The sequence below is a fragment of the Dactylosporangium siamense genome (assembly GCF_016862795.1).
Classification (GTDB): domain Bacteria; phylum Actinomycetota; class Actinomycetes; order Mycobacteriales; family Micromonosporaceae; genus Dactylosporangium; species Dactylosporangium siamense.
The window spans coordinates 1-24,311 of record NZ_BONQ01000172.1 but is presented as its reverse complement, the minus strand read 5'-3'; the positions used below and the strand labels follow the sequence as shown (position 1 = coordinate 24,311).

General features: G+C 71.0%; 25 protein-coding genes and 1 pseudogene. 19 read left to right on the top strand and 7 right to left on the bottom strand.

All coding sequences use genetic code 11. From position 1 onward, the window contains the following. The first annotated feature begins 23 nt into the window (after nucleotides 1–23). From Dsi01nite_RS51035 to Dsi01nite_RS50985, 11 genes are all read left to right on the top strand, one after another. The gene (locus Dsi01nite_RS51035) at nucleotides 24–1,163 is read left to right on the top strand and encodes a hypothetical protein (protein ID WP_203853759.1); all 1,140 of its coding nucleotides are present in this window, start codon (nucleotides 24–26) and stop codon (nucleotides 1,161–1,163) included. Between the two features lie 189 nt (nucleotides 1,164–1,352). Continuing rightward, nucleotides 1,353–2,777 (top strand): Ig-like domain-containing protein, encoded by a 1,425-nt coding sequence (locus tag Dsi01nite_RS51030; RefSeq protein WP_203853758.1) that lies wholly within the window; start codon nucleotides 1,353–1,355, stop codon nucleotides 2,775–2,777. A 130-nt stretch (nucleotides 2,778–2,907) separates the two neighbouring features. Continuing rightward, a complete protein-coding gene (locus Dsi01nite_RS51025) occupies nucleotides 2,908–4,062 on the top strand; it encodes a CLIPPER-2 domain-containing protein (protein WP_203853757.1) in 1,155 nt (384 codons plus the stop codon). After that, nucleotides 4,059–4,382 (top strand): LPXTG cell wall anchor domain-containing protein, encoded by a 324-nt coding sequence (locus tag Dsi01nite_RS51020; protein ID WP_203853756.1) that lies wholly within the window; start codon nucleotides 4,059–4,061, stop codon nucleotides 4,380–4,382. Before Dsi01nite_RS51025 ends, Dsi01nite_RS51020 begins: the two co-directional genes overlap by 4 nt. Next, nucleotides 4,379–5,269: an Ig-like domain-containing protein gene (locus Dsi01nite_RS51015; RefSeq protein ID WP_203853755.1), complete on the top strand. Its 891-nt coding sequence runs from the start codon at nucleotides 4,379–4,381 to the stop codon at nucleotides 5,267–5,269. The genes Dsi01nite_RS51020 and Dsi01nite_RS51015 overlap by 4 nt, the downstream gene beginning before the upstream one ends. Nucleotides 5,270–5,444: 175 nt before the next feature. Further along, nucleotides 5,445–6,380 (top strand): sortase, encoded by a 936-nt coding sequence (locus Dsi01nite_RS51010; RefSeq protein ID WP_203853754.1) that lies wholly within the window; start codon nucleotides 5,445–5,447, stop codon nucleotides 6,378–6,380. A 67-nt stretch (nucleotides 6,381–6,447) separates the two neighbouring features. Then, nucleotides 6,448–7,278, top strand: a complete 831-nt coding sequence (locus Dsi01nite_RS51005) for a phosphate ABC transporter ATP-binding protein (protein WP_203853753.1) — start codon at nucleotides 6,448–6,450, stop codon at nucleotides 7,276–7,278. Between the two features lie 150 nt (nucleotides 7,279–7,428). Further along, nucleotides 7,429–7,953, top strand: a complete 525-nt coding sequence (locus Dsi01nite_RS51000; protein ID WP_203853752.1) for a PadR family transcriptional regulator — start codon at nucleotides 7,429–7,431, stop codon at nucleotides 7,951–7,953. Continuing rightward, entirely contained in the window at nucleotides 7,950–8,630 is a 681-nt protein-coding gene (locus Dsi01nite_RS50995; protein ID WP_203853751.1) for an ABC transporter ATP-binding protein, read from the top strand. Before Dsi01nite_RS51000 ends, Dsi01nite_RS50995 begins: the two co-directional genes overlap by 4 nt. Continuing rightward, on the top strand, nucleotides 8,630–10,948 hold the full coding sequence (locus Dsi01nite_RS50990) for an FtsX-like permease family protein (protein ID WP_203853750.1): 2,319 nt from the start codon (nucleotides 8,630–8,632) through the stop codon (nucleotides 10,946–10,948). The genes Dsi01nite_RS50995 and Dsi01nite_RS50990 overlap by 1 nt, the downstream gene beginning before the upstream one ends. 186 nt (nucleotides 10,949–11,134) lie before the next feature. Continuing rightward, entirely contained in the window at nucleotides 11,135–11,746 is a 612-nt protein-coding gene (locus tag Dsi01nite_RS50985; RefSeq protein ID WP_203853749.1) for a hypothetical protein, read from the top strand. A gap of 107 nt (nucleotides 11,747–11,853) precedes the next feature. On the opposite strand, the gene Dsi01nite_RS50980 is transcribed toward Dsi01nite_RS50985, so the two are convergent. After that, nucleotides 11,854–13,095 carry a COG4705 family protein gene (locus Dsi01nite_RS50980; protein WP_239137015.1) on the bottom strand — a complete coding sequence of 414 codons (1,242 nt, stop codon included), beginning with the start codon at nucleotides 13,093–13,095 and terminating at the stop codon, nucleotides 11,854–11,856. A gap of 318 nt (nucleotides 13,096–13,413) precedes the next feature. Further along, complete coding sequence (locus Dsi01nite_RS50975) at nucleotides 13,414–13,836, bottom strand: helix-turn-helix domain-containing protein (protein WP_203853748.1); 423 nt, start codon at nucleotides 13,834–13,836, stop codon at nucleotides 13,414–13,416. Between the two features lie 392 nt (nucleotides 13,837–14,228). Between Dsi01nite_RS50975 and Dsi01nite_RS50970 the strand changes: the two genes are divergently transcribed. Further along, nucleotides 14,229–14,609 (top strand): VOC family protein, encoded by a 381-nt coding sequence (locus Dsi01nite_RS50970; protein ID WP_203853747.1) that lies wholly within the window; start codon nucleotides 14,229–14,231, stop codon nucleotides 14,607–14,609. A gap of 576 nt (nucleotides 14,610–15,185) precedes the next feature. On the opposite strand, the gene Dsi01nite_RS50965 is transcribed toward Dsi01nite_RS50970, so the two are convergent. Then, nucleotides 15,186–15,470, bottom strand: coding sequence for a hypothetical protein (locus tag Dsi01nite_RS50965; protein ID WP_203853746.1), 285 nt, complete (start codon nucleotides 15,468–15,470; stop codon nucleotides 15,186–15,188). Nucleotides 15,471–15,595: 125 nt separating this feature from the next. On the opposite strand from Dsi01nite_RS50965, the gene Dsi01nite_RS50960 reads away from it, so the two are divergent. The 4 genes from Dsi01nite_RS50960 (at nucleotide 15,596) to Dsi01nite_RS50945 (ending at nucleotide 17,878) form a co-directional block, all read left to right on the top strand. Beyond that, nucleotides 15,596–16,006 carry a hypothetical protein gene (locus Dsi01nite_RS50960; RefSeq protein WP_203853745.1) on the top strand — a complete coding sequence of 137 codons (411 nt, stop codon included), beginning with the start codon at nucleotides 15,596–15,598 and terminating at the stop codon, nucleotides 16,004–16,006. 30 nt (nucleotides 16,007–16,036) lie between these two features. Then, nucleotides 16,037–16,243: a hypothetical protein gene (locus tag Dsi01nite_RS50955; protein ID WP_203853744.1), complete on the top strand. Its 207-nt coding sequence runs from the start codon at nucleotides 16,037–16,039 to the stop codon at nucleotides 16,241–16,243. A gap of 415 nt (nucleotides 16,244–16,658) precedes the next feature. After that, nucleotides 16,659–17,126 (top strand): hypothetical protein, encoded by a 468-nt coding sequence (locus Dsi01nite_RS50950; RefSeq protein ID WP_203853743.1) that lies wholly within the window; start codon nucleotides 16,659–16,661, stop codon nucleotides 17,124–17,126. A gap of 233 nt (nucleotides 17,127–17,359) precedes the next feature. Beyond that, nucleotides 17,360–17,878 (top strand): hypothetical protein, encoded by a 519-nt coding sequence (locus Dsi01nite_RS50945; RefSeq protein ID WP_203853742.1) that lies wholly within the window; start codon nucleotides 17,360–17,362, stop codon nucleotides 17,876–17,878. On the opposite strand, the pseudogene Dsi01nite_RS59060 reads toward Dsi01nite_RS50945, so the two are convergent. From Dsi01nite_RS59060 to Dsi01nite_RS50930, 4 genes and pseudogenes are all read right to left on the bottom strand, one after another. Next, nucleotides 17,871–18,009, bottom strand: a pseudogene (locus tag Dsi01nite_RS59060) (IS5 family transposase); the annotation flags it as partial. The gene Dsi01nite_RS50945 and the pseudogene Dsi01nite_RS59060 sit on opposite strands and share 8 nt — an antisense overlap. 31 nt (nucleotides 18,010–18,040) lie before the next feature. Continuing rightward, nucleotides 18,041–19,039, bottom strand: a complete 999-nt coding sequence (locus tag Dsi01nite_RS50940) for an ABC transporter permease (protein WP_203853741.1) — start codon at nucleotides 19,037–19,039, stop codon at nucleotides 18,041–18,043. 5 nt (nucleotides 19,040–19,044) lie between these two features. After that, complete coding sequence (locus Dsi01nite_RS50935; RefSeq protein WP_239137014.1) at nucleotides 19,045–19,974, bottom strand: ABC transporter ATP-binding protein; 930 nt, start codon at nucleotides 19,972–19,974, stop codon at nucleotides 19,045–19,047. Next, the gene (locus tag Dsi01nite_RS50930) at nucleotides 19,971–20,414 is read right to left on the bottom strand and encodes a GntR family transcriptional regulator (protein ID WP_203853740.1); all 444 of its coding nucleotides are present in this window, start codon (nucleotides 20,412–20,414) and stop codon (nucleotides 19,971–19,973) included. Before Dsi01nite_RS50930 ends, Dsi01nite_RS50935 begins: the two co-directional genes overlap by 4 nt. Before the next feature lie 381 nt (nucleotides 20,415–20,795). On the opposite strand from Dsi01nite_RS50930, the gene Dsi01nite_RS50925 reads away from it, so the two are divergent. From Dsi01nite_RS50925 to Dsi01nite_RS50915, 3 genes are all read left to right on the top strand, one after another. Further along, nucleotides 20,796–21,791 carry a LacI family DNA-binding transcriptional regulator gene (locus Dsi01nite_RS50925; protein ID WP_203853739.1) on the top strand — a complete coding sequence of 332 codons (996 nt, stop codon included), beginning with the start codon at nucleotides 20,796–20,798 and terminating at the stop codon, nucleotides 21,789–21,791. Between the two features lie 63 nt (nucleotides 21,792–21,854). Further along, nucleotides 21,855–23,090, top strand: a complete 1,236-nt coding sequence (locus tag Dsi01nite_RS50920) for an MFS transporter (protein ID WP_203853738.1) — start codon at nucleotides 21,855–21,857, stop codon at nucleotides 23,088–23,090. A gap of 290 nt (nucleotides 23,091–23,380) precedes the next feature. Further along, nucleotides 23,381–24,311 (top strand): condensation domain-containing protein (locus Dsi01nite_RS50915; protein ID WP_239137012.1); only part of this gene is annotated, 931 nt, incomplete at its 3' end.

Here is a 24,311-nt window from a genome sequence, read left to right as displayed (position 1 = left end):
CGGTTCCCGAGGAGGAAACCGCAGTGTTCAACGTCAAGAAGACGATCGCGGCGCTCGCCGCGGTCCCGATGGCGACCTCGCTGGTCGCCGTCGCGCTGGTCGCCGGTCCCGCGGCCGCCGACCCGCCGCCGCCCACCGGTGCCAGCTACTGCGGCTCCGGGTCGGACACGACCCAGGAGGTCGTGCAGAAGCTCGCCGGCACCCTGGACTCGGGCCTGGCGACGCCGACGCCCGCCAACCGCAAGTTCGAGTCGTGGAACGCGACCGGCTCGGCGAACATCACGACCAACTGCGCCGCCGGCTCGTTCGCCCGGCCGAACGGCTCCGGTGCGGGCATCAACGCGCTGCGTTTCTCGCTGGGCCTCGACGCGGGCGGCTCGGTGCCGGCCAACGCGCTCAGCTTCGCGCGTTCGTCGAGCAAGCCGTCCGACACGTCGAACACGGATCTGACCTGGATCCCGTTCGGCACGGACGCCGTGGACTTCGCGTTCAAGACCAACGGCCCGATCGACCAGAAGTACCCGACGGGTCTGAGCAAGGCCGACCTGCGCTCGATCTTCAACTGTGACGCGGCGTGGCGCACGTTCACGATCGGCGGCACCACGTACACGTTCCAGCCCTACGTGCCGCAGGCCAACTCGGGCACCCGGAAGTTCTTCCTCGGCACCTCCGCGCTGAACATCGCGGATTCCCGGGTCAACACGACCTGCCTGCGGGACACCAAGGTCAGCAACAGCGCTTCGGTCCAGGAGCACGACGGCACCGTCCTGACCGACCCGGTGGTCGGCGCCACCAACTACGTCGAGATCATCCCGTTCTCGATCGCGCAGTACATCGGCCAGACCAACACCGCGGTCACCGGCCAGCCGGACCGTCGCGGCTCGGCCGAGCTGGGCGTGCTCGACAGCGTCACGCCGATCACGGGCTCCGGCCTGTCGGCGGAGATCAACACCACGTGGACCACGACCAACAGCGGCTACACCCGCGAGGTCTACAACGTGTTCCGCACCACCAAGGTCACCGGCGCGGCCCTCGACAAGCACCTCGAGAAGCTGTTCGTCGGCACCGGCTCGAAGGTGTGCGCGTCGGCGACGACCATCAAGCAGTACGGCTTCAAGGTCACCGCGAACTGCGGCAGCACCACCCTCAAGGGCAAGCGGTAAGTCATCCGCACCAAGCACTCCCGGTGAGACCCGGGTGGCCGTGCCGTGCGCACGGCCACCCGGCCCGCCGCGCTTCGTCGTGCCCACGCCCGGTCGCGGGGGCCGCGCGCCCGCACACGAAGTTCGCGGTCCGTCCGTTTGTGCCGGCCGCCCTGTCCGGCGGCCCAGCAGTGGAAGGAGATCCATATCGTGAAGCTTTCCCATCGCCTTGTCGCGGCGTCGGTGGGTGCGGTTGTGCTCACCGGTGTCCTCGCTACCCCGGCGATGGCAGCCCCGAGCACCGGCGCGCTCACCATCACGCCGGCGACCGGCCAGTTCAACCACGGCGACGGTGATCCCACCGGCACCTTGCAGATCACGCCGCCGGCCGGCACCTGCCCGGCCGGGGCCGAGTTCTACCAGGACATGCTGACCGAGCAGGGCAGCGAGCTCACGGGCGAGGGCGCCGGGCTGATCTCCGACGGTGCGATCTTCCGGGACCCTGCGGACCCCGTGCTGACCGTCGGCCAGCACGAGGCCAGGTTCCAGAGCGGCAGCGCGTCCGAGCTGACCAGGCCGATCCTGCCGGCGGGCACCAGCGATGTCGAGCTCAACGCGGCCGACGCGGCGAAGGAGACCGGCGCGCTGATCGCCACCGGCGACTACAGCGTCGTGGGCCTGTGCTTCAACGGCGACGGCGTGATCGTGGCCCAGACGGACATCGCCACGGTGACGCTCACCGCCCGCAAGCGCGAGCCGAAGCCCGCCACCTGGGACCCGAGGCTCGTCTACGCCGTGCTGCTGTGGGACTACTCGTTCGACGGCGGCGGCGGCGAGGGCCCGGCGGCGACCAGCGTGTCGCTGACCGCGTCCCCGGCCGGTTCGGCGGCGGTCGGTGCCCCGGTCAACCTCACCGCGACCGTCACCCCGTCGACGGCGGCGGGCGAGATCGAGTTCTTCGACGGCGCGACCTCCCTCGGCACCGAGGCGGTCACCGCGGGCTCGGCCTCGTTCGCCACGAACACCCTCACGGTCGGCACGCACTCGGTGCGGGCCGTCTTCACGCCGGACGACGCCGAGGCCTACAACGGCTCGACCGGGACCATCTCCTACTCGATCACGCAGGAGGGCGGTGGCGGCGGTACGTCCGGCGCCGTCACCCTGCAGACCACCGTGCCGACCAGTGGCACGCAGGCGCTGACGCTCACCGTCGACCAGACGGGAGCGGTCTCGCTGCCCGAGGCCGTCCGCGAGGGTGACAACTGGGTCACCGGCAAGGACGGCGTCAACCTGGTCACCGTCACCGACACCCGCGCAGGTGACAAGCCGGGCTGGGACGTGAACGGCAAGGTCTCCGACAACTTCGTCGGCGGCACCCCGGCCAACACGTTCGCCGGCACCGCGCTCGGCTGGAAGCCGCTGATCCTCGACCAGACCAGCGGTCAGGGCGTCACGGCCGGCCAGGTCGTGACACCGGGCACGAGCCCCGGTCTGACCGGCGGCGCGCTGCTCGCCGCTGCCCCCGAGGGCAGCGGCGTCGGCACCGCGAAGCTCGGCGCTGACCTGGACCTCGCGTTCCCGGCCACGACCGCGGCCGACACCTACAGCGCCACCGTCACGATCACCGTGATCTGACCACGCGCGACAGCCGGGAGGGCGGCGGCCAGCCGCCCTCCCGGTCGCTCGGCCGAAAGCGAACGCGAGCGACGGACCCGGCACCGACCATCGCGGACCAGCACAGACCCGGAACGGACGTGAAGCTGTCATGAGGCAATCCCGCGGGCCGCGGACGGCCGTCGCCTGCGCCGCCGCCGTCGCGACGCTGCTCGCGACCGCGCCCGCCGTCGCCGCGCCCACCCCGACCCCCGGCGCACCCGCCGGGTCCGCGCCGAAGGCGTCGGTCACCTGGTCGATCGCGCCCGCCGGCGCGCAGGGCGGGCCGGACGGGCGCTCGGCGTTCGCCTACGAGGGCGACCCAGGTCAGGTCCTGAAGGACACCGTGGCGGTCACCAACTTCAGCTCCGGCCCGGTGACGCTGAAGGTCTACGCCAGCGACGCGGTCAACACCCCGACCGGCGGCTTCGACCTGCTCGCGGCCGACAAGAAGCCCAATGACGTCGGCGCGTGGATCGCCCTGGCCCAGCGGGACGTCACGATCCCGGCGAAGGCGACCCTGAACGTCCCGTTCACCCTGACCATCCCGGCCAACGGCACCCCCGGCGACCACGTCGGCGGCATCGTCGCCACCCTGACCCAGGGCGGCGGCCAGGTCGTCGTGGAGAACCGCATCGGCACCCGGATCTACCTACGGGTGCGCGGCAAACTGGTGCCGTCGCTGGCCGTCACCAAACTCGACGCCGCCTACCACGACTCGTGGAACCCGTTCTCCGGTGGCGCTGTCACCGTCGCGTACACGGTCCGCAACACCGGCAACATCAGGCTCGCGGCCGGTCAGGTCGTCGACGTCACCGGCGCGACCGGGGGGCGGCTCGCGGGTGCCCAGCCGCCGGGCGTCGCCGAGCTCCTGCCCGGCCAGTCGCTGAGCTACACCGTCACGGTCGAGGGCGTCGCCCCCTTCGGCCCGCTCAACGCGAAGGTCGTCGTCGCGCCCACCGCCGTGAAGGGCGACAAGTACACCGAGTCCCTGTCGGCGGCCACGCTCGGCACCGGCCAGCGCAGCGCCGACCTCTTCGCCGTGCCCTGGAGCCTGCTGCTGACGCTGCTCCTGCTCACCGCCGCCGTCTGGCTGGCGATCGTCGAGCTGCGCCGGCGCCGGCGCAACACGGCCCGCGCGCTGACCGAGGCCGTCGAGCAGGCCCGGCTGGAGGAGCGCCGCGCCGCCACCGGCCGCGCGAACGCCGCACACGTGACAGCGGCGGACGCCACCGCGGCCGCCGAACGAGTGGAGGAGACGCTGTGAACCGCCGTGCAGGCATCGCCATCGTCCTGGTGTTCCTCGCCGCGTTGCTCGGCGTCGGGGTCGCCGCCGCCGCGTCCGCCGACGAGGGCGCCGTGACGGTCACCGTCTCCGTGCCCAGCACGAGCCCGTCGCCGCCCCCTGAAGGTTCCACCGGCGACCTTCCCCGGACGGGCCAGCCGATCGCGCTGATCCTCGGCGTGGCCGCCACCTTGATCGTCGTCGGCGCGGGGCTCGTCGCCCTGAGCCGGCGGTCGCGCAATTCCCCACACCACCCTCCGGCCGCCGCCGTGCGGCCAGGCAGAAAGGAACAACCCCTGTGAACCTGTCCAAGCGGGCGTTACTGACGGCGGCCGTCGCGTCGTCACTGCTCGTGAGCGTGCTGAGCGCTCCGGCATCCGCGGCGACCACCGCGAGCACCGTGAGCGTGAAGCCGCTGGCCGGCAGCTGGCAGTTCGGCGACGGCAACCCCGCCGACACCGTCACGCTCGCCGCGCCGGTCGCCTCCTGCCCCGCAGGCTCCAGCTACTACATCAACGCCCTCACCGCGCAGGGCAGCGAGGCCACCGCGGCCGAGTCCGGCGCGCTGCTCACCGACACCATCGAGCTCGGCGCCGACCGGGCCATCCCGGTGCAGGCCGGCTCCTTCACCGGCGGCAACACCCAGCTCCTGGTCAGCACGATCCTTCCGGCCGGCACCTCGGACTTCGAGCTCTCCCCGGAGGACGCCGCGCGGCCGGTGGGCACCGTCATCGCCACCGGCGCGTTCAGCATCGTCGGCGCCTGCCTCGACGCCAACCTCGCGATCATCAGCTCCTACGTGACGCCGGTCGACATCTCGGCCTCGACCCGCGCCCCGAAGCCCGCCTCCTGGCCGGCCGACACCTTCTACGACAACCTGCAGTGGCGCTGGGACGGCCGCGCCACCTCCAACACCGGCTTCGTCGCCTTCCCGACCACCGTCAAGGTGAACAAGCCGCTCGTCGCGCTCGTCCAGGTGACGGCCTCCGGCACGACCCCGACCGGAACCGTCCAGATCAAGGACGGCTCGACCGTGGTCGCCACCGCGACGCTCGTCGCCGGTGTCGGCGTCGCGCTCGTCCGCGGTCTGAACCCGGCCGGCAACCACATCCTGACCGCCGTCTACTCCGGTGACGCGAACGTCCGCCCGGGGACGTCCGCCCCGGTGACCATCCGCGTCGTCGCCTGACGGAAACCAACGCACCAAACGGTGCCGGAGGCGTTTCGTCGCTCCGGCACCGGTTCCTCAGCACCACATTGGTTCCTCTGCACCACATCGGTTCCTTCAACACCACACCGTTTCCTCAGCACCACATCGGTTCCTTCAACACCACATCGGTTCCTCAACGCCAGGAGGCAACGCAGTGACCGCCCTGTTGCCGGTACGCCAGGAACCGCCGGAGTTCGAGCCGATCCACACGCCCGTCGTCGTGGCCAGTGCCGTGCCGCCGGCCGCCTGGCGGTACTTCGTCAGCCCGGCCCTGATCACCGTCGCCGCGATCCTGCTCGGCCTGACGCTGAACGTCACCGGCATCAGCTGGGCGGTGCACCGCTCGGCCCAGAAGGCGGGCCTGGACGCGTTGCGGGTCGACCTGGCCCGCGCCACGGCGCCCGTCGGCCAGCTCAGCGGCGGCAAACTGCTGCCGCTCGGCACGCCCGTCGCGGTGCTGCGAATCCCGGCCATCGGCCTGGACGAGGTGGTGTTCGAGGGCACCACGGGCGGCGTCCTCATGTCCGGCCCCGGGCACCAGCGCGACACGGCCCTGCCCGGACAGGCCGGCACCGCCATCATCCAGGGCCGGGCCGCCGCATACGGCGGGCCCTTCGGCCGCCTGGACCGGCTCATGCCCGAGGACCGCATCACCGTGCTGACCGGTCAGGGCGAGTCGACCTACCGGGTCACCGGCAGCCGCCGGGCCGGCGACGCCGTCCCCCCGCCGGTCGAGCCTGGATCGGGCCGGCTGACGCTCGTCACGGCCGCGGGCACGCCGTTCCTGCCTACCGGGGTGCTGCGGGTCGACGCCGAACTGGTCTCCACCGCGTACCCCAACCCGCCGCGGGCGCTGCCGGCCGGCTCCATCGACGTGTCCGAGACGGCGCTGGCCGTCGACGCGTCCATCAACACGATGTGGGTCCTGGTCCTGGGCCTGCAGGGTCTGCTCGCCGCCGCGGCCGGGGCGACGTGGTCACGGCGCCGCTGGGGCGCGGCGCGCACCTGGATCGTGTTCGCGCCGCTGATCTCGGTCTTCGGGCTCCTGGTAGCCGAGCACGTCGTGCGCCTCCTGCCCAACCTGCTCTGACGGCTTCCTCTGACAACTTCCTCTGACAGCTTTCTCCGACAGCCTTTGCCGACAGCAAGGACAAACGATGGACACCACCGCGCAGGACGTCTTCGTGCCCGACTCGTACCACGGCCACCGGGAGGTGTGGGGCCTGCAGGCGGTCGAGGTGACCGCGTGGTTCGGCACCCGGATGGTGCTCGACCGGGTGTCGCTGCACATGCGCGCCGGCGAGGTGACCGCGCTCATCGGCCCGTCCGGCTGCGGGAAGTCCACGTTCCTGCGCATCCTCAACCGGATGCACGAGATGATCCCATCGGCCTCGATGGGCGGCGAGGTGCTGCTCAACGGCGAGGACATCTACGGCCCGGGCTGGCGGCTGACCGAGGCGCGCAAGCAGATCGGCATGGTCTTCCAGAAGCCCAACCCGTTTCCGGCCATGTCCATCTACGACAACGTGGTCGCCGGACTCAAGCTGACCGGCCAGCGGGTCAGCCGCTCCGTCAAGGACGACATCGTCGAGGAGTGCCTGGTGCGGGCGGGGCTGTGGCGGGAGGTCCGGGACCGCCTGCGCCAGCCCGGTGGCGCGCTGTCCGGCGGCCAGCAGCAGCGGTTGTGCATCGCCCGGTCGCTGGCGATCCGACCCAAGGTCCTGCTGATGGACGAGCCGTGCTCGGCTCTCGACCCCACGTCGACGCGCGTGATCGAGGAGACCATCGCCGAGCTGGTCGAGGACGTCACGATCGTGATCGTCACCCACAACATGCAGCAGGCGGCCCGCGTCTCGCAGCAGGCCGTGTTCTTCCTCGCCGAGGAGAACCAGCCCGGCGGCGTCGTTGAGTTCGGCCCCACCCCGGCGATGTTCGGCTCCCCCCGCGACCCACGCACCGCCGACTACGTGCGCGGCCGCTTCGGCTGACGGGTCCTTCGGCCGGCGCCTGTGTTGCCGTTCGCCGGCCGTGACGGTGCGTTCGCCTGAATTCGACGCTGGCCGTAGTGGAAAACCCTGAGAGAGACCAGGGCTGCGAACTATTCTCTGCGAGTATGCGTCGAGGGAATAGTGGGGTTCATGAACGTCTCAACGACCTTGCTGGGTCTGCTGGAGCCGCAGCCCAGCCACGGGTACGAGCTGAAGCACGAGTACGACACGCTGTTCGGCATCGGGAAGCCGCTCTCGTTCGGCCAGGTGTACGGCACGCTGTCCAGGCTGGAGCGCGACGGTCAGATCGTGATGCACGATTCGGCGCCCGGCGGCGGCCCGGAGCGCCGGCGATACGTGATCACGTCGGATGGGGTGACCCGGCTCGAGCAGTGGCTCGCCGCACCTGAGCAGCCCGAGCCGCACCTGCAGGCCGTCCTGTACGTCAAGGTGGTGCTGGCGTTGCTGTCCGACCGGCCGGCCTCTGCGTACCTCGACGCGCAGCGGACGGCGCACCTCGACCGGATGCGCGAGCTGACCGCGATGCGCAAGGCGGGGCCGCTGCGCCGGTCGCTGCTCGCCGACTTCGGCCTGTTCCACCTGGAAGCCGACCTGCGGTGGATGGAAGTGACCATGGCCCGGTTGAACGACCTGCGGGCGGAGGTCGTCCGATGAGCGTGCTGCTGGCGGCCCGCGGCGTGCGGAAGGCGTTCGGCACGACCGACGCCCTGCGCGGTGCCGACCTCGAGGTCCGAGACGGCGAGATCCTCGCGGTGATGGGGCCGAGCGGCTCCGGCAAGTCGACCCTCCTGCACTGCCTGGCCGGGATCTTCCCGCCCGACGAGGGCGAGGTGTGGTTCGACGGCAACCGCGTCGACCGGCTCAGCGAGGCGGGGCGCACGGCGCTGCGGCGCACCGCGTTCGGCTTCGTGTTCCAGTTCGGCCAGTTGGTGCCGGAGCTCGACGCGCTGGACAACGTCGCCCTGCCGTTGCTGCTCGGCGGCGTCCGGCGCGGCGAGGCATACGCGCAGGCCGCGAACTGGTTCCCGCGGCTCGGCCTGAGCGAGCTGGAGCACCGGCGCACGGGCGAGCTGTCCGGCGGTCAGGCCCAGCGCGTCGCGCTCGCCCGGGCGCTCGCCGTCCGGCCAAAGGTGATCTTCGCGGACGAGCCGACCGGCTCCCTCGACACGCTCACCGGTGAGCAGGTGATGGATCTGCTGGTCGACGTCGCGCGGGAGGAAGGCGCCACCGTGATCATCGTGACGCACGATGCGCGGGTCGCGGCCTACGCGGACCGGGAGGTCGTCGTCCGCGACGGCCTGGTCAGCGACTTCCGGGCGGCGGCGCGGTGATGGGCGTCGCGGTCCGCGTCGGCGTCCACCTGTTCCGGCGCGGCGGTCGCGAGGCTGCCGCCCGGATCGCGGTCACCGCCGCCGCCGTCGCGGTCGGTGTCGCACTGCTGCTCAGCGTCCTCGCGATCTATCACGGATACGAGCAGACGGTGGCCCGTGCCTGCTGGCCGTGCACCGGCCTGCCGGGGTCCGACAGTGTCCCGCCGCCGATCGAGGACCTGACGCAGCCCGTGTCGGCGGCGCCGCAGGACGACGCCGCGCTGTGGCACTACGCCGAGGACCATTTCCGGGGCCACGTCATCGAACGGCTCGACGTCGCGGCACTCGGGTCGCACGCGCCCCTCGTGCCCGGGCTGACCCGGCTGCCGAACGCCGGCGAATACTATCTGTCGCCCGCCCTGGCCCGGCTCATCGCCGCGACGCCGCACGACCGGCTGGGCGACCGGTTCCCCGGCACGCGCGCGGGGCTCATCGGGGCGCCCGGCCTGTCCGGGCCCGACGACCTCGCGATCGTCGTCGGATACGAGCCGGCGACGCTGGCCGCCGTGGCCGGCACCACGCGGATCACCGAAGTGCGACTGACCCCGCAGCGCCGCGGCGACACCAGCATCTACCGGTTCGGCTTCGGCCTCGGCGCAGTCTCGCTGCTGCTGCCGATGCTGGTCCTGATCGGCAACGCGACCCGGCTCGCCGCGGCCCGGCGCGAGGAGCGGTATGCGGCGATGCGGCTGGTCGGGGCGACGCCCCGGCAGATCGGCGTCATCGCATCCGTCGACTCGCTGCTCGGCGCGCTGCTCGGGACCGTGCTCGGAGCGGGAATCTGGCTGCTGGTGCGGCCGTTCGCCGCCCGGGTCACCATCACCGGGGACCGGTTCTTCCCCGGATACGTCACACCGACCGCGCTCGGCTACGCCGCCGTCCTCGTCGGTGTGCCGCTCGCCGCGGCCGCCGCCGCGGTGCTGTCGCTGCGCCGGGTGTCGATCACCCCGCTCGGGGTGTCCCGCCGGGTCACCCCGCCACCGCCGCGGGCCTGGCGGGTCGTGCCGCTGCTGGTCGGCCTGGCGATCTACATCGTTCCGGTCTCGGCCGTGGGGATGGACCCGCCGGGCGACACGTTCGCCGTCTTCGGCCTGATCCTCATCATGCTCGGGCTGGTCATCGGCGGCACCTGGCTGACCATGCGGGCGTCGCGGCTGCTCGGCCGGTACGTGACCGGACCGGCGTCGCTGCTGGCCGCCCGGTGGATGGCGGACGACCCGAGGACGGCGTTCCGTTCCGTCAGCGGTCTCGTGCTCGCCGTCTTCGTGGGTACGCTCGTCGGCGCGGTCCTGCCCGCGGCGCTCGCGGCCCAGCACACCGAGACCGACCGTGCGCTCGATCCCGTCCTGCGGGTCCTGCTGCGCGGCGACCTTTCACCGCACGGGTTGAGCCCCGACGCGACGGTCCGCCTGGTCGGCGAGCTGGAGCGTTCCGCCGGCGTCCACGTGCTGCCGCTGTACGACAATCCGGCCAACCGGGCCGACGAGGTGAACGGTCCGCCCGGCGGTCCGCCCGCCGCGCCGGAGCCGAAGCCCGACCTGGTCAGCTGCGCGCGGCTCGCGTACGTCGTTCCGCTCGGTCGATGCGCGCCCGGCGTGGCCGCGGTACAGGTGAACGACGGCGGCGGCATGGTGTTCACCGACAACCTGGCGGCGTTGAACAAGGTGCTGCCGATCGTCACCGAGCGGAACGCGCCGGTCGCGGTCGACCTCGACCGGCTCAGCGCGAACGCGCTCCTCGTCAGCTTCGACGACACCGACGAGCTGGAACGCGTGCGCACGTTCCTCGCCGTGTCGCACCCGGAACTGGCGAGCAGCATGGGCAACGGGCCCAGGACGTTCGGCGAGGTGGCACAGGAACGCGCCGCGATCTACACCGAGGTCGGCACCGTGGTCCTGCTGGTGGTCGCGACCACCCTGCTGGTCGCCGGCACGAGCCTGGCCATCGCGGTGGGCGGCGGGGTGGTCGAGCGGAAACGCCCGTTCACGCTGTTGCGCGTGAGCGGCGCGGCCGTGACGACACTGCGCCGCGTGGTGCTCATCGAGTCGCTGGTGCCGCTGCTCGCGGCCGTGGCGGTCGCGATCGTCACGGGGCTGGCGGTGGCGGTGCCGACGGAGTTCGCCGCCGCACCGCCGGGGGCGGCGAAGATCGTGCACCTGCCCGGGGGCACGTACTACCTCACCCTTGCCGCCGGGCTGCTGGTGTCTCTCGCGGTCATCGTCGGGACGATGCCGATCCTGAGCCGGGTCACCGTCCCGGAGCGGGTGCGGTTCGAGTAGGTGCCGACCCGGGCCGGGAGGCGGCGGTTAAGAGTCCCGTAAGAGCTGTTGTATGGGCCGTCTAAGAACCTGGTGTGCCAGGCCCACGGCAGGTCCTTGACAGCATTCACCCAGGTTCGCTCCCGACGCTGTAGATCCGAAGGCGCAGGCAGAGAGCCCGCGCCCTGGGCAACGGGAGCGATGAGCATGTCGACGAAGCACATCAAGCGGATCGGCCTGGCAGCGGCGGGCCTCACGGCCACCGGCATCATGATCTTCGGAGCCGCGTCGCTGGCCAGCGCCGAAACCGCGTCGCCGACACCGGGCGCCTCGACCAGCGCCGGCGCGGGCTCGGACCACGGCGCCAAGGGTGGCTCGAACGACACCGCCGTGACCGGTGACGAGCTGGCGAAGGTGACCGCCGCGATGAAGGCCAAGGACTCCACGGTCACGGTGACCGGTGTCCGGAAGGATCCTGACGGTTCCTACGACGTGCTGGGTACGAAGGACGGCGCCAACGTCATGTACGACGTCAGCGCCGACCTCAAGACCTTCACCCTCAACGCCGGCCACGGCGGCGGTGGCAAGGGCCACGGCGGCGGTGGCTCGAACGACACCGCCGTGACCGGTGACGAGCTCGCGAAGGTGACCGCCGCGATGAAGGCCAAGGACTCCACGGTCACGGTGACCGGTGTCCGGAAGGACCCTGACGGTTCCTACGACGTGCTGGGCACGAAGGACGGCGCCAACGTCATGTACGACGTCAGCGCCGACCTCACGACCTTCACCCTCAACGCCGGCCACGGCGGCGGCAAGTAGCCCCACCGCTCGACGGCATCACCCCGCGGTCGGCCCCGGCCATGACGGTCCTCCCGCTGGCCGTCATGGCCGCCGGCCCACCGGCCGCCGGGGCCGCAGCCGCGGTGTCACACCCCGTCGAACGTGTTCAGCGTTGTCATCAGGCCGGCGACAGCGGACGCGCAGTCCGCCTGGACGGGATGCGCCGCTCGCAGGGCGGTGAGCACGGCGTCGATCTCGTCGTCGAGCTGATGCCATCTGGTGGCGTCGCGCGGCTTGAGCCCCGCTTCCGCGTCGTCCCAGGCGACCTCGAGGTCCTTGACGCGGGTCTTGGCGGCCACGAGGTCGTTGGCGGTGACCTTGGTCTTGACGTCGGTCACGATGACCGCGAACCTGCTGAGATTGCCCAGCTTGGTCGTCGGGTGCACCGCACGCGCCGCCGCCGGGCCCGACGCGCCAGCCGTGACCGTGTTCTGCGTGACGTCGGCCTGGGTGTCGGTCGCCGACCGGGAGCCGTGCGCCATGCTCAGCCCGAAACCGGCGACGGCAACGGCGAGAGCGGCTGCGCCGGCCCACGCACGGTCCTGGCGGTGGCCACCGTGCGGCCCGGCGCCCTTGTCGACGACGCCGTGCCGGCTGACCAGCATCTGTTCGCGGACGACGAGCACCACGATGGCAACCAGGAACAGCAGGCTGGTGGTGCTCGCGCCCAGCGCGAGACCGCCGAGGTCCTTGTCCTGGGTGAGCAGGTCGCCGAGTGACGCGCCGAGCGGCCGGGTGATGACGTAGGCGATCCAGAACGTCAGCACCTGGCCGGCGCCGAGGCGGAACGCGATCCACGTGGCCACGAGCAGACTGCCGAAGATCAGCGCACCGTTGCGGAAGCCGAGGTTCAGCGCCTCGGTGGCGAAGTCACCGGCGGCGGTCCCGAGGGCGAACGTGGTCAGGATCGCCGCCCAGTAGAAGCCTTCGCGGCGCGGCGTGTTGATTGAGGTGATAGCGAGGGTGCGCTCCTGCCGGTACCAGATCGCGAACACCACGGCGAGCAGGACCGAGAACACGAGAGTGCTGACGGCGAGCGGTACGCCCAGGGTGTCGGTGAACAGGTCGGTGACCTGGGTGCCGAAGATGCTCACCAGCACCACGCAGAGCCAGTAGATCCAGGGCGTGTAGCGGCGGGTGCGCAACTGCACGACCAGCGCGGTCGCCAGCAGGACGAACATGATCGCGTCGGTCACGATCGGACCGAGACCGACGTTCACGGCGAGGTAGTCCGCGAACGTCTCCCCGATCGTGGTGGACAGGACCTTGATGACCCAGAAGGTGGCGGTGATCGCGGGCACCTTGGTCAGCCACCCGCGCGCACTCACCGGCCTGTTGGTGGTAACGGACACAACTCTCCCTCACGACCGGACGCAGACGTCGACTCCGCAGAAATCGGTGGGAACGTAGGCCGACCTACCTGAAATTCCGCTGAACGTCGGCACGGATGGGGTCACCCGTTCGGCGCCGCACCGACGGCGGCACCGACGGCGGTACGGGCGGCGCCGACTGAGGCGGTGCCGGCAGTTCCGACACCGGAGGACGTCAAAATCGCATGGCCGACTCGCGGATGCTCTCCGGTTGGCAAGCTCCACGGATCGGTACGACCACCGGCGACAACGCCAGCAGTCGATGAACTCAGGTGTTCACTGGCTGAACCAGTGCGCGGGGGTGGCGCCGAGCTCGGCGCGGAATGCGGCACCGAACGCACTGGGCGTTGCATATCCGACCCGGGCTCCGGCGGCGGTGGCGGTCATGCCGGCGGCGAGGAGGCGGAGCGCCTCGAGCATGCGGAGCCGGCGCCGCCACTGCCCGACGGTCATGCCGGTGTCGGTGCGAAACACGCGCTCCAGGCTGCGGCGGCTGGCGCCCACCCGATGGGCGAGGACGGAGACGGAGGATGTGTCGCCGGGGTCGTCCTGCAGGATCGTGGCGAGGGCGACCGCGCGTGGGTCGAGTGGCGCGGGAAGCTGCAGTGGCGCGTCGGGGAGTGCGACGACCTGGTCGGCCAGGACGCCGATAAGTCGCCGGTGCACCGGGTCGGCCATGCGCAGTGGCGCCAGGCGCACGGCGTGCAGGATGAGCTCGCAGCAGCAGCGGCGGCACGTCGAGGACGCGGCAGGTGCTGGGAAGCAGGTCCAGCCCACGGGCGAGGTACAGCGTGCGGAGCGCGGTCGGGCCGGACAGCGCGAGTCGATGGCGGACGCCGGCCGGCACCCACGCCGCCCGGTGCGGCGGGACGACCCAGGACCCGTCCGGGGTGTGCACGGTCAGGACGCCGTGGACGGCGTAGACCAGCTGACTCCACGCCGGGTGTTGGGGCAGGTCGAGCGGGCCGCCAGGGTGGGACACCGCGTATGAGCGGACATCCGGCTCCGACTCGTCGGGATGACGCATTTTCGACAGGTTACGCCGTGGTATCGGTAGTGCGCACCAGCTCGGCGCGCCTACCGTCCTGTTCATGAACACGCTGTCCCACATCGCGATCAACGCCGACGACATCCCCGCCAGCCGTGCCTTCTACCGGGCGGCGTTCGGCTGGCAGTTCTCCGCCTGGGGGCCGCCTGGCTTCTACCGCGTGGAGGCGGAGGATCCCCACGGTCCAGGTGTCACCGCCGCACTCCAGCAGCGCCGCCAGCTGCTGGCCGACCAGCCGACCACCGGCTTCGAGTGCACCGTCGCCGTGGACGACGTCCGTCACGTCGAGCAGGCCGCGCTCGCCGCGGGCGGCCGGTTGCTCATGCAGACGACGACCATCGCCGGCGTCGGTCATCTGATCTGGCTGGCTGACCCGTCCGGCAACGTGGTCGGCGCCATGCAGTACGACACCAAGGCCCAGTGACGCCGACCGCATCGGCCCGGTGTCGGCACTCATTCCGCCGCCGTCGTCACGCCGGGCGCGGTCGTTTCCGCCGCCGGCGGCGTGGTGGAGTTCAGGACCCACCCATGTGGATGGCATGGCGGTCGAGTCGCCAGCGACGCCGCTGCGCCAGGTTCAAGTTGTCCTAGCCGACTACGCCGCGTGGTGAAGTCGGCGTCCTGGTAGGCGGTATCGCGGCGCTGATGCTGGCCATGCCGGACTACGACGACCCGCCGGACCCGCGCCGTACTCCAGCCGCGGGGCCGCCCTCCATGCCGCAGAACATGCGACAGGGAGCCTCTGTGCGGCCCGTCGAGGGCGGCGAGCACGGAGGAGCCCAGCTGCCCGCGTCGCCGCGATCGATGCTCCCGCTGGAACCATGGGCGTCCGTTGTGCCAATCACACCGGCGACGCGGCCGACGCGATCGCCCGGACCCCCGACCGGGTTCACTCCTCCGCCAAGCGGGTGAGTCCCGCCGACGACCGACCGTGATCCCAGCCAGCATCCTCCGACCGACGCAAGCCAGGCGCGCACACCTGAGCCGCGCCGCAGTCGGGTCACTCGACGAAGCTCAGAGCCGGCATCCCAGCGCCCTCGCCCTCCGGGCGAAGCTCTACCCAACCGAGCCCCTGCTCCACCAGTGCGACCGCCAACCGCGATACCACGCCTGCGGCAGCACCATCGTCGACCGTCAGTTCGACATCGAGGTTCCAACCGCCCATGCCGACCCCGGCCCCGGTCACTTCACCGTCCGCGCCAAGCACCGCCGTGAGAAGGTCCTCGACGTCGTCGCGGTCAACGTTGTCGGGGAGCAACCGTCTGCCGATGACCTCGATGAACACCGACCGATGATAAGCGGTGCCGTCCTACCCCCTGACCCGTTGAGCGCCGGTCCAGGGCAGGCCGAGTACCGGAACTCGGTCAGCTGCTGCCTCTTGGAGCAAGGTCGTCGCGTACGGTCTGCGTTGTGGGTCTGTTCAACCGCCGTCGCCGTGCTGTAGCGGATCCGCTTGTGGAGTTCGACGCGCATGGTCGGCTGAGTGGTGCCTCGATGGCTTCGGTACGCCGGGCGGCGGCGGCCGGGCATGTGGGAGCTGCGGGGATCTTGGGGGCGGCCTTGTGTCAGGCAGGCCGGCACGCCGAGGGGATCCCGTTGTTGGAGCGCGCCTGGGCAGCGGGTGACGTGGATGCCGGGTTCAATCTGGGCACGTTCGCGAATCTGCAGGGCAACAGCGATCGTGCCGAGGACGTGTGGCGGAAGGTGGCTGACACCGCAGCCCGGGGCAGCGCGGATGCGATGCTGGGGCTGGCCCGGCTGGCATTGGAGCGTGGCGATCGGCAGGAGGCGGCTCGCTGGATCGAGCCGGTGCTCGGCTAGGACGACGGATACCCGGTCACAGCATTGGGTGTGGCGTTTCGCGACGCCGGAGACGTGTCGACGGCGTTGCGACTGTTTCATGCCGCCATCGGGCGCGGAGATCCCTATGCCATGGAGTACGCCGCCAGAATCTACGACGCCCGCGGCGCCACGGAGCACGCAGCGGAGCTGCGCAGTCGAGCTGCGGACGTCGGCACGGTCGAGGCCAACCAGCAACCGCCGATCCTCGGCCTGTGACCTGCCGCCGGTGGAGCTCGGTCCGCAGACCTCCGGGGCGAAGTGTTGTTGGGACCGTCGACATGCGGGCGGCTTCGGCCAGTGACGGCGAATTGGAGCTCGAGGCTCCGCTGGTCGCTCTGCGTGCTCTGGTCCCCGGCGAGTCCTGGCGTGCCGATTGAGTCCGCGTCTTCCTTGAACCGTGGGCGTCCGGTCGCGCATCGATAGAAGGCGATCTGCTGACGCACGTAGGCGGCGATGTCGAGTGGTCGGCACCAGTCGTCAATCTTGAGCCACTCACTCCACGACGGTGGCCAGCCGTCCGGGATGGTGAGTTCGGCGGGTCGGGTCGCGGCCGTGCACGTGACGCCTGGGTCGTCCTGGATTGTGACCCGTATACTCGCGTCGCTTGGATCATCACGGGGAGGTCAGGACGATGCGGGTCTTCATGGTTGCCGGGGTTGCCGCGATGGTGCTCGCGCTGGGCGCCGGGTGTGCGGACGAGGGCGGGGCAACGGACGCTGCGGCGTCCGCGGCCGGCACGAGCGCGGCCGCGTCGCCGTCCGCAGCGGGCGGAGACCCGGCATGCGACTCGATCAAGGCATTGCAGGTGCAGTACTTCGACAAGATCATCGCCGGCCTGCAGAAGGCCGTGCAGGCAAGTCAAGGCGGTGACTCGGCCGGCGGCGTTGCGGCGCTCGCGGACGCCAAGAAACTCGCCGCCGAATGGGCCGGCAAACTCGAGCCGCTGGCGGCCCAGGTCGCCGACGCGGAGCTGAAGCCAGCGGTGACGCGTTTCGTGGGGCAGCTCAAGCAGTACAGCACTGATGAGGCGGGCACTATTGCCCAGATCCAGACTGCCGGGCCGGCTTTTACTTCCGTGCTGCTCAAGGTATGCCCGTAGGGAATCAAGAAGCTTACCCACCGGGGTCGCGAGCGGGCCTATCCATCACGATGCAGCGGTACTACCGCGACATCCACGCCGCCCGCCGCGTCCCTGACCGGAGCGTTCGACTTCCGCGAGACGGCCGCCCGTGCCGACGACACCGGCTGACCGTCGCACCCAACCCCGTCGACTACGGGTACCGGTTCGCGGCATGACCGAATGCGCGCTGCATGGTCTGCTACCTTCCAGCCGTGTTCCCGGACCCGCCGGTGGAGCCGGCCGACTGCGTCGCGCTGGCCGAACGCCTCGTGGCCCTGCCCTTTCCGCCAGCGGTGACCGCAGCTGACGATTGGATCATCGGCCGGGCAACGAGCGGGCCTGACCGTCATTTCGCACCGGTCGCTGCGAGTGAGGTTCTGGCGGACGCGCCGGCCGAGCGCTGGACGGAGGCCCAGGACCGGCTCGAGCGCAGGCGCTTGGCGGTGGTCCAGGCACTGACATCGGCCTGGGGTTCTTCGCAGCTCCACTCGTTCGCCCCCGACTTCGATCGGATTATCGCAGGTCAAGCGGTTCGGCCGGTGGTTGAGGACATCACCCTGTTTGCATCTGAGCATCACGCCAACGTTTGGCGTCGGTCCAGGCGAACGGTGTGCGTGGTCCTCGGCCAGCTCGACAAGCACTATCCGATCGTCCTGATGATCGCGGTCACTGCCGAGCCGCTTGGTGATGGGCTCGCAGGCCCTCGCAGCCGAGACGCCCGCGCAGGGTAGGGGTCTCCGGCACCACGCGATCCGAACCAGCTGGAGGTGGATCAGGTTGTCGGTCACCGACGCCGCCGTCACGACCACCGCGATGATCAGCCCCAGCACGTCCACGGCCAGACTCGTTCGCGGCCGGGCACTCACTTGCCGGTGTCCTTACCGCCCGGTCGATCAGGCGGCGCGGCGGCGCACCAGCCAGATGGCCAGGATGAGCAGCGCCACCGAGACCGCAGCCAGGCCGCCGGCCTCGATCGCCTGGAAGGACCAGAACCGGCTTTCGGGATGGTAGCTGGCCAGGTGCCGGTAGCCCTGGTCGGCCAGGTACTGCCCCAGGTCCAGCTTGTGGCCACCTTCGGCGGCTCGATATTGCAGGTCCGCGACCTGGTTGCCGGTCAGGGCATGCCCGTCGGGGCCGGTCCACTGGCTGCTGACGGTCCAGGCGGTCGACGGGACCGTGCCGTTGAGTGTGTTGAGCGGAGTCAGGAAGTTCTGCCGCAGGCTGACGGTGGTCGAGATGACCACCACGAGCCACACACCCAGCGTCACACCGATCGCCGGGACGGTCCGGCGCAGCAGCGCGCCGACGGCGATGCCGACGGCGAAGGCGAACAGCGCCCGGGCCACGAACACCGCACCGTAGCTCTCGAAGATGGTGTTGCCGAGGCGGCCGGTCAGTGGGACCAGCGGCGAGTACCACCACATCACCACAGCGGTGAAGGCGGTGGTGGTCGCGATGGTGAACGAGGACAGCAGGACGATCTTCGCGATCAGCCATCGGACGCGTCCGGCCCCCTGCGTGAACGCGAAGCGGTAGGTGCCCGATTCGTACTCCCGCGCCAGCAAGGGAGCGCCGAGGAAGAGTCCGTAGAGCACCGGTAGCGCCAGGCAGAGTCCGGTCAGCTGACTGACCCGGTCCTGCGCGGGACGGAACGCGTCCAGGGCGGCACCGCAGTAGCCGGCCTCGTGGCCGGGCAGGCAGTTGATCATGCCGCTGGACGTGAAGGCGGAATGCATCGAGCGCCCGTCGAGCAACAGGACCAAGGCGCCGAGGCCCATGACCGACAGCATCCCGAGCAGCGCGGTTCGATGCTGACGCCAGGTCACCCAGACGAGCTTGGACAGGCCGGGTCGGGCTACGGGCGTCGGACCGGCCGTGCGGTGGGTCGTCATGGTGCTCACAGTGCGGTCCCCTTCGCGGTCAATTCGAGCGCGCCGTGCGTCACCGTCGTACGCGGCTTGCGTAGGTACGCCAGGACCAGCTCCTCCAGCCCGACGCGGGTCGCCTCCCAGCCGTGCGGCGGCTGGGCCTGCGGTCCGGTGGAGCGGACCAGCAGGTAGGCCAGCACGTCGGTGCGGCGGTCGCGGAGCACCGGCAGGTCGGCAGCGATCCGGTCGGCCTCGGCGACCGGGCCGGTGTAGAGCCAGTGCGTGCCCAACACGTCGTCGACCTCATCGGCGAGCTGCACCCGGCCGCCGGACAGCACGACCAGATAGTCCGATACGCGCTCGAGTTCGGAGACGACATGGGATGAGTACAGGACGCTGATCCCGTCCTCGGCGACCGCGGCCATCAACGCGGCCATGAAGTCGTGCCGGGCGAGCGGGTCCAGGCTGGACAGTGGCTCGTCCAGGATCAGCAGCCGCGGACGCTTGGCCAGCGCCAGGGTCAGCGCGACCTGGGCGCGCTGGCCGCCGGACAGCTTGCCGACCTTGCAGCCGAGCGGAACGTCGAGCTCGGCGATGCGTTCGTGCGCACGACTCACGTCGAAGCCGGTATTGAGGTTGTGCGCCAGGTGAATGGTGTCGGCCACACTGAGGTTGGGGTACAGCGCCGCATCCTGGGCGACGAAGCCGACGGTGCTCAGGGCGGCCAGGCTGCCCGCGGCCAGACCGCCCTGGACGCGGACCTCCCCGGCGGTGGGCACGGTCAGGCCCATCGCCAGGTGCAGCAGCGTTGTTTTGCCGGCGCCGTTGGGGCCGACGAGGGCGATGACCCGCCCTTCCGGCACGGCCAGCTCCACGTCGCGCAGCGCCCACGTCGAACCATAGCGCTTGCCCAGGCCACTGGCCTGCAACGCGAGGCCCGGTTCGGTGATCGCGGTCATGGGGTCTTCACTCCAGTCCTTCCGGTGCGAAACTCGTGCAGCGTGCTGGTGAACAGCGCGACCATCGCGTCAGGGTCCAGGCCCGCCTCCTGGGCGGAGTGCATCCAGGTGCTCAGCTGTGTGCGCAGCCGGTTCTGATCGCTCTCCTGCGGCTGCTCGCCCAGGGTGCTGCGGATGAACGTGCCCTGTCCGGGCCGGCCGACGGCCAGCCCTTTGTGCTCGAGGTCCCGGTACGCCTTCAGGACCGTGTTCGGGTTGATGGCCAACAGGGCCACGACGTCCTTCACCTTCGGCAGCCTGTCCCCGACGTTCAGGTAGCCCAGCCGTAGTGCGTGTTCGACCTGGTGGACGAGTTGCAGATAAGTCGGCACCCCGGACCCCGGGTCCAGCCGGAACTCGATAGCGGACCCTCCTGTCGACGGCCGCTTATCTATTATCATAGTTAAAGGGTGAAGCGGCTGGTGGTGGTTTGTCAAGCGGCACGCGAAGGTGGGCGGCAGGGCGCGCTGTCTCCGTGTTCAGTCGCAGCAGCAGGCTGTCCAGGACTGGGTCATCGCCGGTCGTCGCGGCGATTCGGCCTGGTGTCGGCCAGGGCTCGGCGAGTGCTCTGCAGCCGCTGCGGCCCCGCCAATGCCTGAGGGTTGGCCGCTCGCGGTGATTGGCGGCGCCAAAGGTGCGATCGGCCGGCTGGTCACGGCGAACACCCCCGATCGCGAAGATCGGCGGATGACGGTGGGAGCCTCGCGGCATCGGGGCAACGGGGCTGAATATGTTTGCATTGGGCCTGGCAGCACGCTACAGGTCCGTGAAGGGTGCCGAAGATGGCTGGTTCCAAACTGACGATCGAGGACGTCGCGCGTGCGGCCGGCGTGTCGCGGTCGACCGTGTCGCGGGTGATGAACGGCGTGCCCGGTGCCACCGAGGCGGTCCGGCAGCACGTCAAGGACGTCATCGCCGAGCTGGGATACGTGCCTGACCAGACGGCGCGGGCGCTCGCGTCGCGGCAGCAGCCGGCGATCGACGTCGTGGTGGCCGCGCCCGTGCCCGCGGTGGGGTGGATCGGTTCGCACCCGTACTACAGCCGGGTCCTGGCCGGGATCATGACCGTGCTCGCCGGCCGGGACGTGCAGCTGCGCATCCATTCGGTCGCAGCCGCGGAGGATGCCGACACCGTCGACGTGATCGCGCGCCGGGCGTCGGTCGGTGTGGTGCTGGCCGACGGTTCGCCGGCCCTCGCGTCGCGGCTGCACCGGCAATGTCGGCGGGTGGTATCGCTGGTGGCGACGGCGCCGTCGGTTCCGGCCGTCGAGGCGGACAACGTCGGCGGTGCGTACGCCGCCGTGCAGTACCTGTATCAGCTCGGCAGGCGGCGCATCGCGGCGATCCACGGTGCCGACGACACCTGCGGGACCAGCCGCCGGGCCGGATACATGCGGGCCGTCGCGGAGCTGGGGCTGCCGGATCTGGGCACCGGCGGCGCCTTCCGGCGGGAGGTCGGCCTCAGTGCCGCGCGGGACCTGCTCGCCCGGCACCCGGACGTCGATGCGATGTTCGTGGCGTGCGATCTGACGGCCGCCGGCGCCGTCCAGGCGATCACCGCGACCGGCCGGCGCGTCCCGCAGGACGTCAGCGTGGTCGGGTTCGACGACAGTATCGCCGCGGTGTGCGCGAACCCGCCGCTGAGCACCATGCGGATGCCGGTCGAGGACATGGCCGCCGCCGCGGTGCGGCTCCTGCTGGACGGCCCCGTCCCGACCGGCTACCGGCAACGTTTCCCGGTCGAGCTGATCGTGCGGGAGAGCACGGCACCAGGCTGACCCTGGTCATGAGAGCGCTCTCGCCCCTACCGTGCGCCCTTACGCGAACGGAAGGGCACAGCCATGGCACTCCCCGAAACAGCGCCTCCCACAGACGTGCCGCTGACCGAGCCCGCGGTGCACCGGTCGGCGGTCCGACTGGTGCTCGCCACACCGCTGTACCGCGGGGCGACCATCGCGATGCTCCTGTCCGGGCTCGGGTTCTCCGCTGCGGCCCCGCAGATCGCCAGGTTCCTGGTCAACGATCTGGGCGGCTCGCTGACCGCCGCCGGGCTGTTCTACTTGACCAACCTGACGGCGCCGGTGGCCGGCTACCTGGTCGGTGCGCGGTCCGACCGCACCGGCCGTCGCCTGGGGTTGTTCCGCGTCTGTGCCGTGGCCGGGTTCGTCAGCTGGGCGGCCATCGCGTACTCGACCCAGCTGTGGATGCCGTTCGTGCTCAGCGCCGTGATCGGCGGGTTCGGCGGCGCCGCGACGTCGCAGCTGTTCGCCGCGATCCACGACGAGACGAAGGCGCACCCGAACCCGAACACCGACGGCGTGGTCTCCATTGTGCGGATGGCGCTGACCGCCGGCTGGGTCGTCGGCCCGGCCGCCGGCGCCTTCCTGGCCGCGCACACCTCGCTGCGCACCATGCTGCTCGCGACCGCCGTCGCCACCCTCACCCAGATCATCCCGCTCGGCAACCTCAAGACCTCGCCGGCCGCGGCCCCCGCGGTCGCGGCGTCAGCACCCGGCCCACGCCTGCGCGCGATGCTGCCGCTGCTCGCGTTCACGGGACTGTACGTCCTGGTGTACGCCGGCGAGTCGATCAAATACGCATACCTGCCGATCTACATGACCGACCAGCTGCACTACCCCGCCGCGCTCAGCGGCGCCGTCATCGGCATCCAACCGCTGGTCGAACTGATCCTGATGCCCGTGGCGGTGCTCGTGGCCCGCCGCATCGGGATGATGCGCCTGATGGTGATCGGCGCGGCGTTCGGCGTCGCCGCCAACGTCTGCTTCGCCACGACCGGCACAGCCGCCGGGTTGTTCGCCGGGCAGGTCCTCATGGGCGGCGTGTGGGGCATCTTCGCCGGGCTGGGCATCGTCGTCGCCCAGGATCTGCTGCCCACCGCCGTGGCCACCGCCTCGGCCGTCTTCCTGAGCTCCACCGCCGTCAGCTCCGCGCTCGGCGGCGCCGCCGGAGGCATCGGCGCCGCCATCTTCGGACTCCCTGCGGTGTTCCTGATCCCGGCGGTGGCCGCGCTGCTCGCCGTGACAGGCCTGGCCGTCATGGCCCGCCGACGTGCGTGATCCGGGGGAGGGGTAACCCACATTCGGCAGATCGGCGCGGCCGTCGGCCTTCCGCCGTAGGTGCGGACGTCGCGTCGGAGCAGGAGCCGCGCTGTGACGACCGGGGCCGCCAGCCTGACGCCCAACACCCGGCCGACGCCGTTCATGTGTCGTGCTCCGCCCGTGCCCGTCGCCCCGCTGGAGACCCGATCGCGCGGATCTGGTGACGCCTTCACCAGACCCGGCCGGCGTGCGACGGTGTCGTCTCGGTTCCCTCTGTGCACGTCCAGCCGACGAGGACGGATCCCGCGATGACGATCGCCGCCTCCGAAGTGTTGCAAGAGCTCGACGGGCGCGGCGTCCATCTGTACTTCGACGACGGACAGCTGCTCGCGCTCACCGCGAAGAACGCCATGACGGGCGAGGTCCGGCAGCTCATCGAGCGGCATCGCGAGGAGCTGATCGCCCATCTGCGCGACCGGGACGGCCGGCGCCAAGCGCGCATCGCGCCCGCCGACCGTGCACACCCGCTGCCGCTGTCGTTCGCGCAGCAGCGGCTGTGGTTCCTGGCGCAGCTGGAGCCGGGCTCGGTCGAGTACAACATGCAGACGCCCATCCCGCTCGAGGGCGCCCTGTCGGTCGAGGCGCTCACCGTGGCGCTGAGCCGGCTCGTCGCCCGGCACGAGGTGCTGCGGACCCGGCTGGTCGCCGACGTCGAAGGGGTCCCGCACCAGGTGATCGACCCGCCGTCGCCCTTCGACCTGCCGGTCGTGGACCTCGCCGGGCGACCCGACCCGGCCGCGGCCGCGGAGGCGTGGCTGGCCGCCGACCTGGCCGTGCCGTTCGACCTGGCCGCCGGCCCGCTCTTCCGGGCGACGCTGCTGCGGCTCGCCCCCGAACGCCACCTGCTCGCGATCGCCAAACACCACCTCGTGTCCGACCAGTGGTCCAGCCCGATCCTGCAGCGGGAGCTCGAAGCCCTCCATCGAGGCGACCGGCTGCCGGCCCTACCCGTCCAGTACGCCGACTTCGCCGCATGGCAGCGCCAGTGGTTGACCGGCGAGGTGCTCGAGGCACAGCTGGACTATTGGCGGGCGCGGCTGGATGGCGCGCCGGTGTTGGCGTTGCCGACCGACCGGCCCAGGCCGCCGGTGCGGTCGTCGGCGGGTGCGGTGCTGGACTTCGTCGTTCCGGCTGATGTGGTCGAGGGTTTGCGGGCGTTGTCGCGGGCCGCTGGTGTGT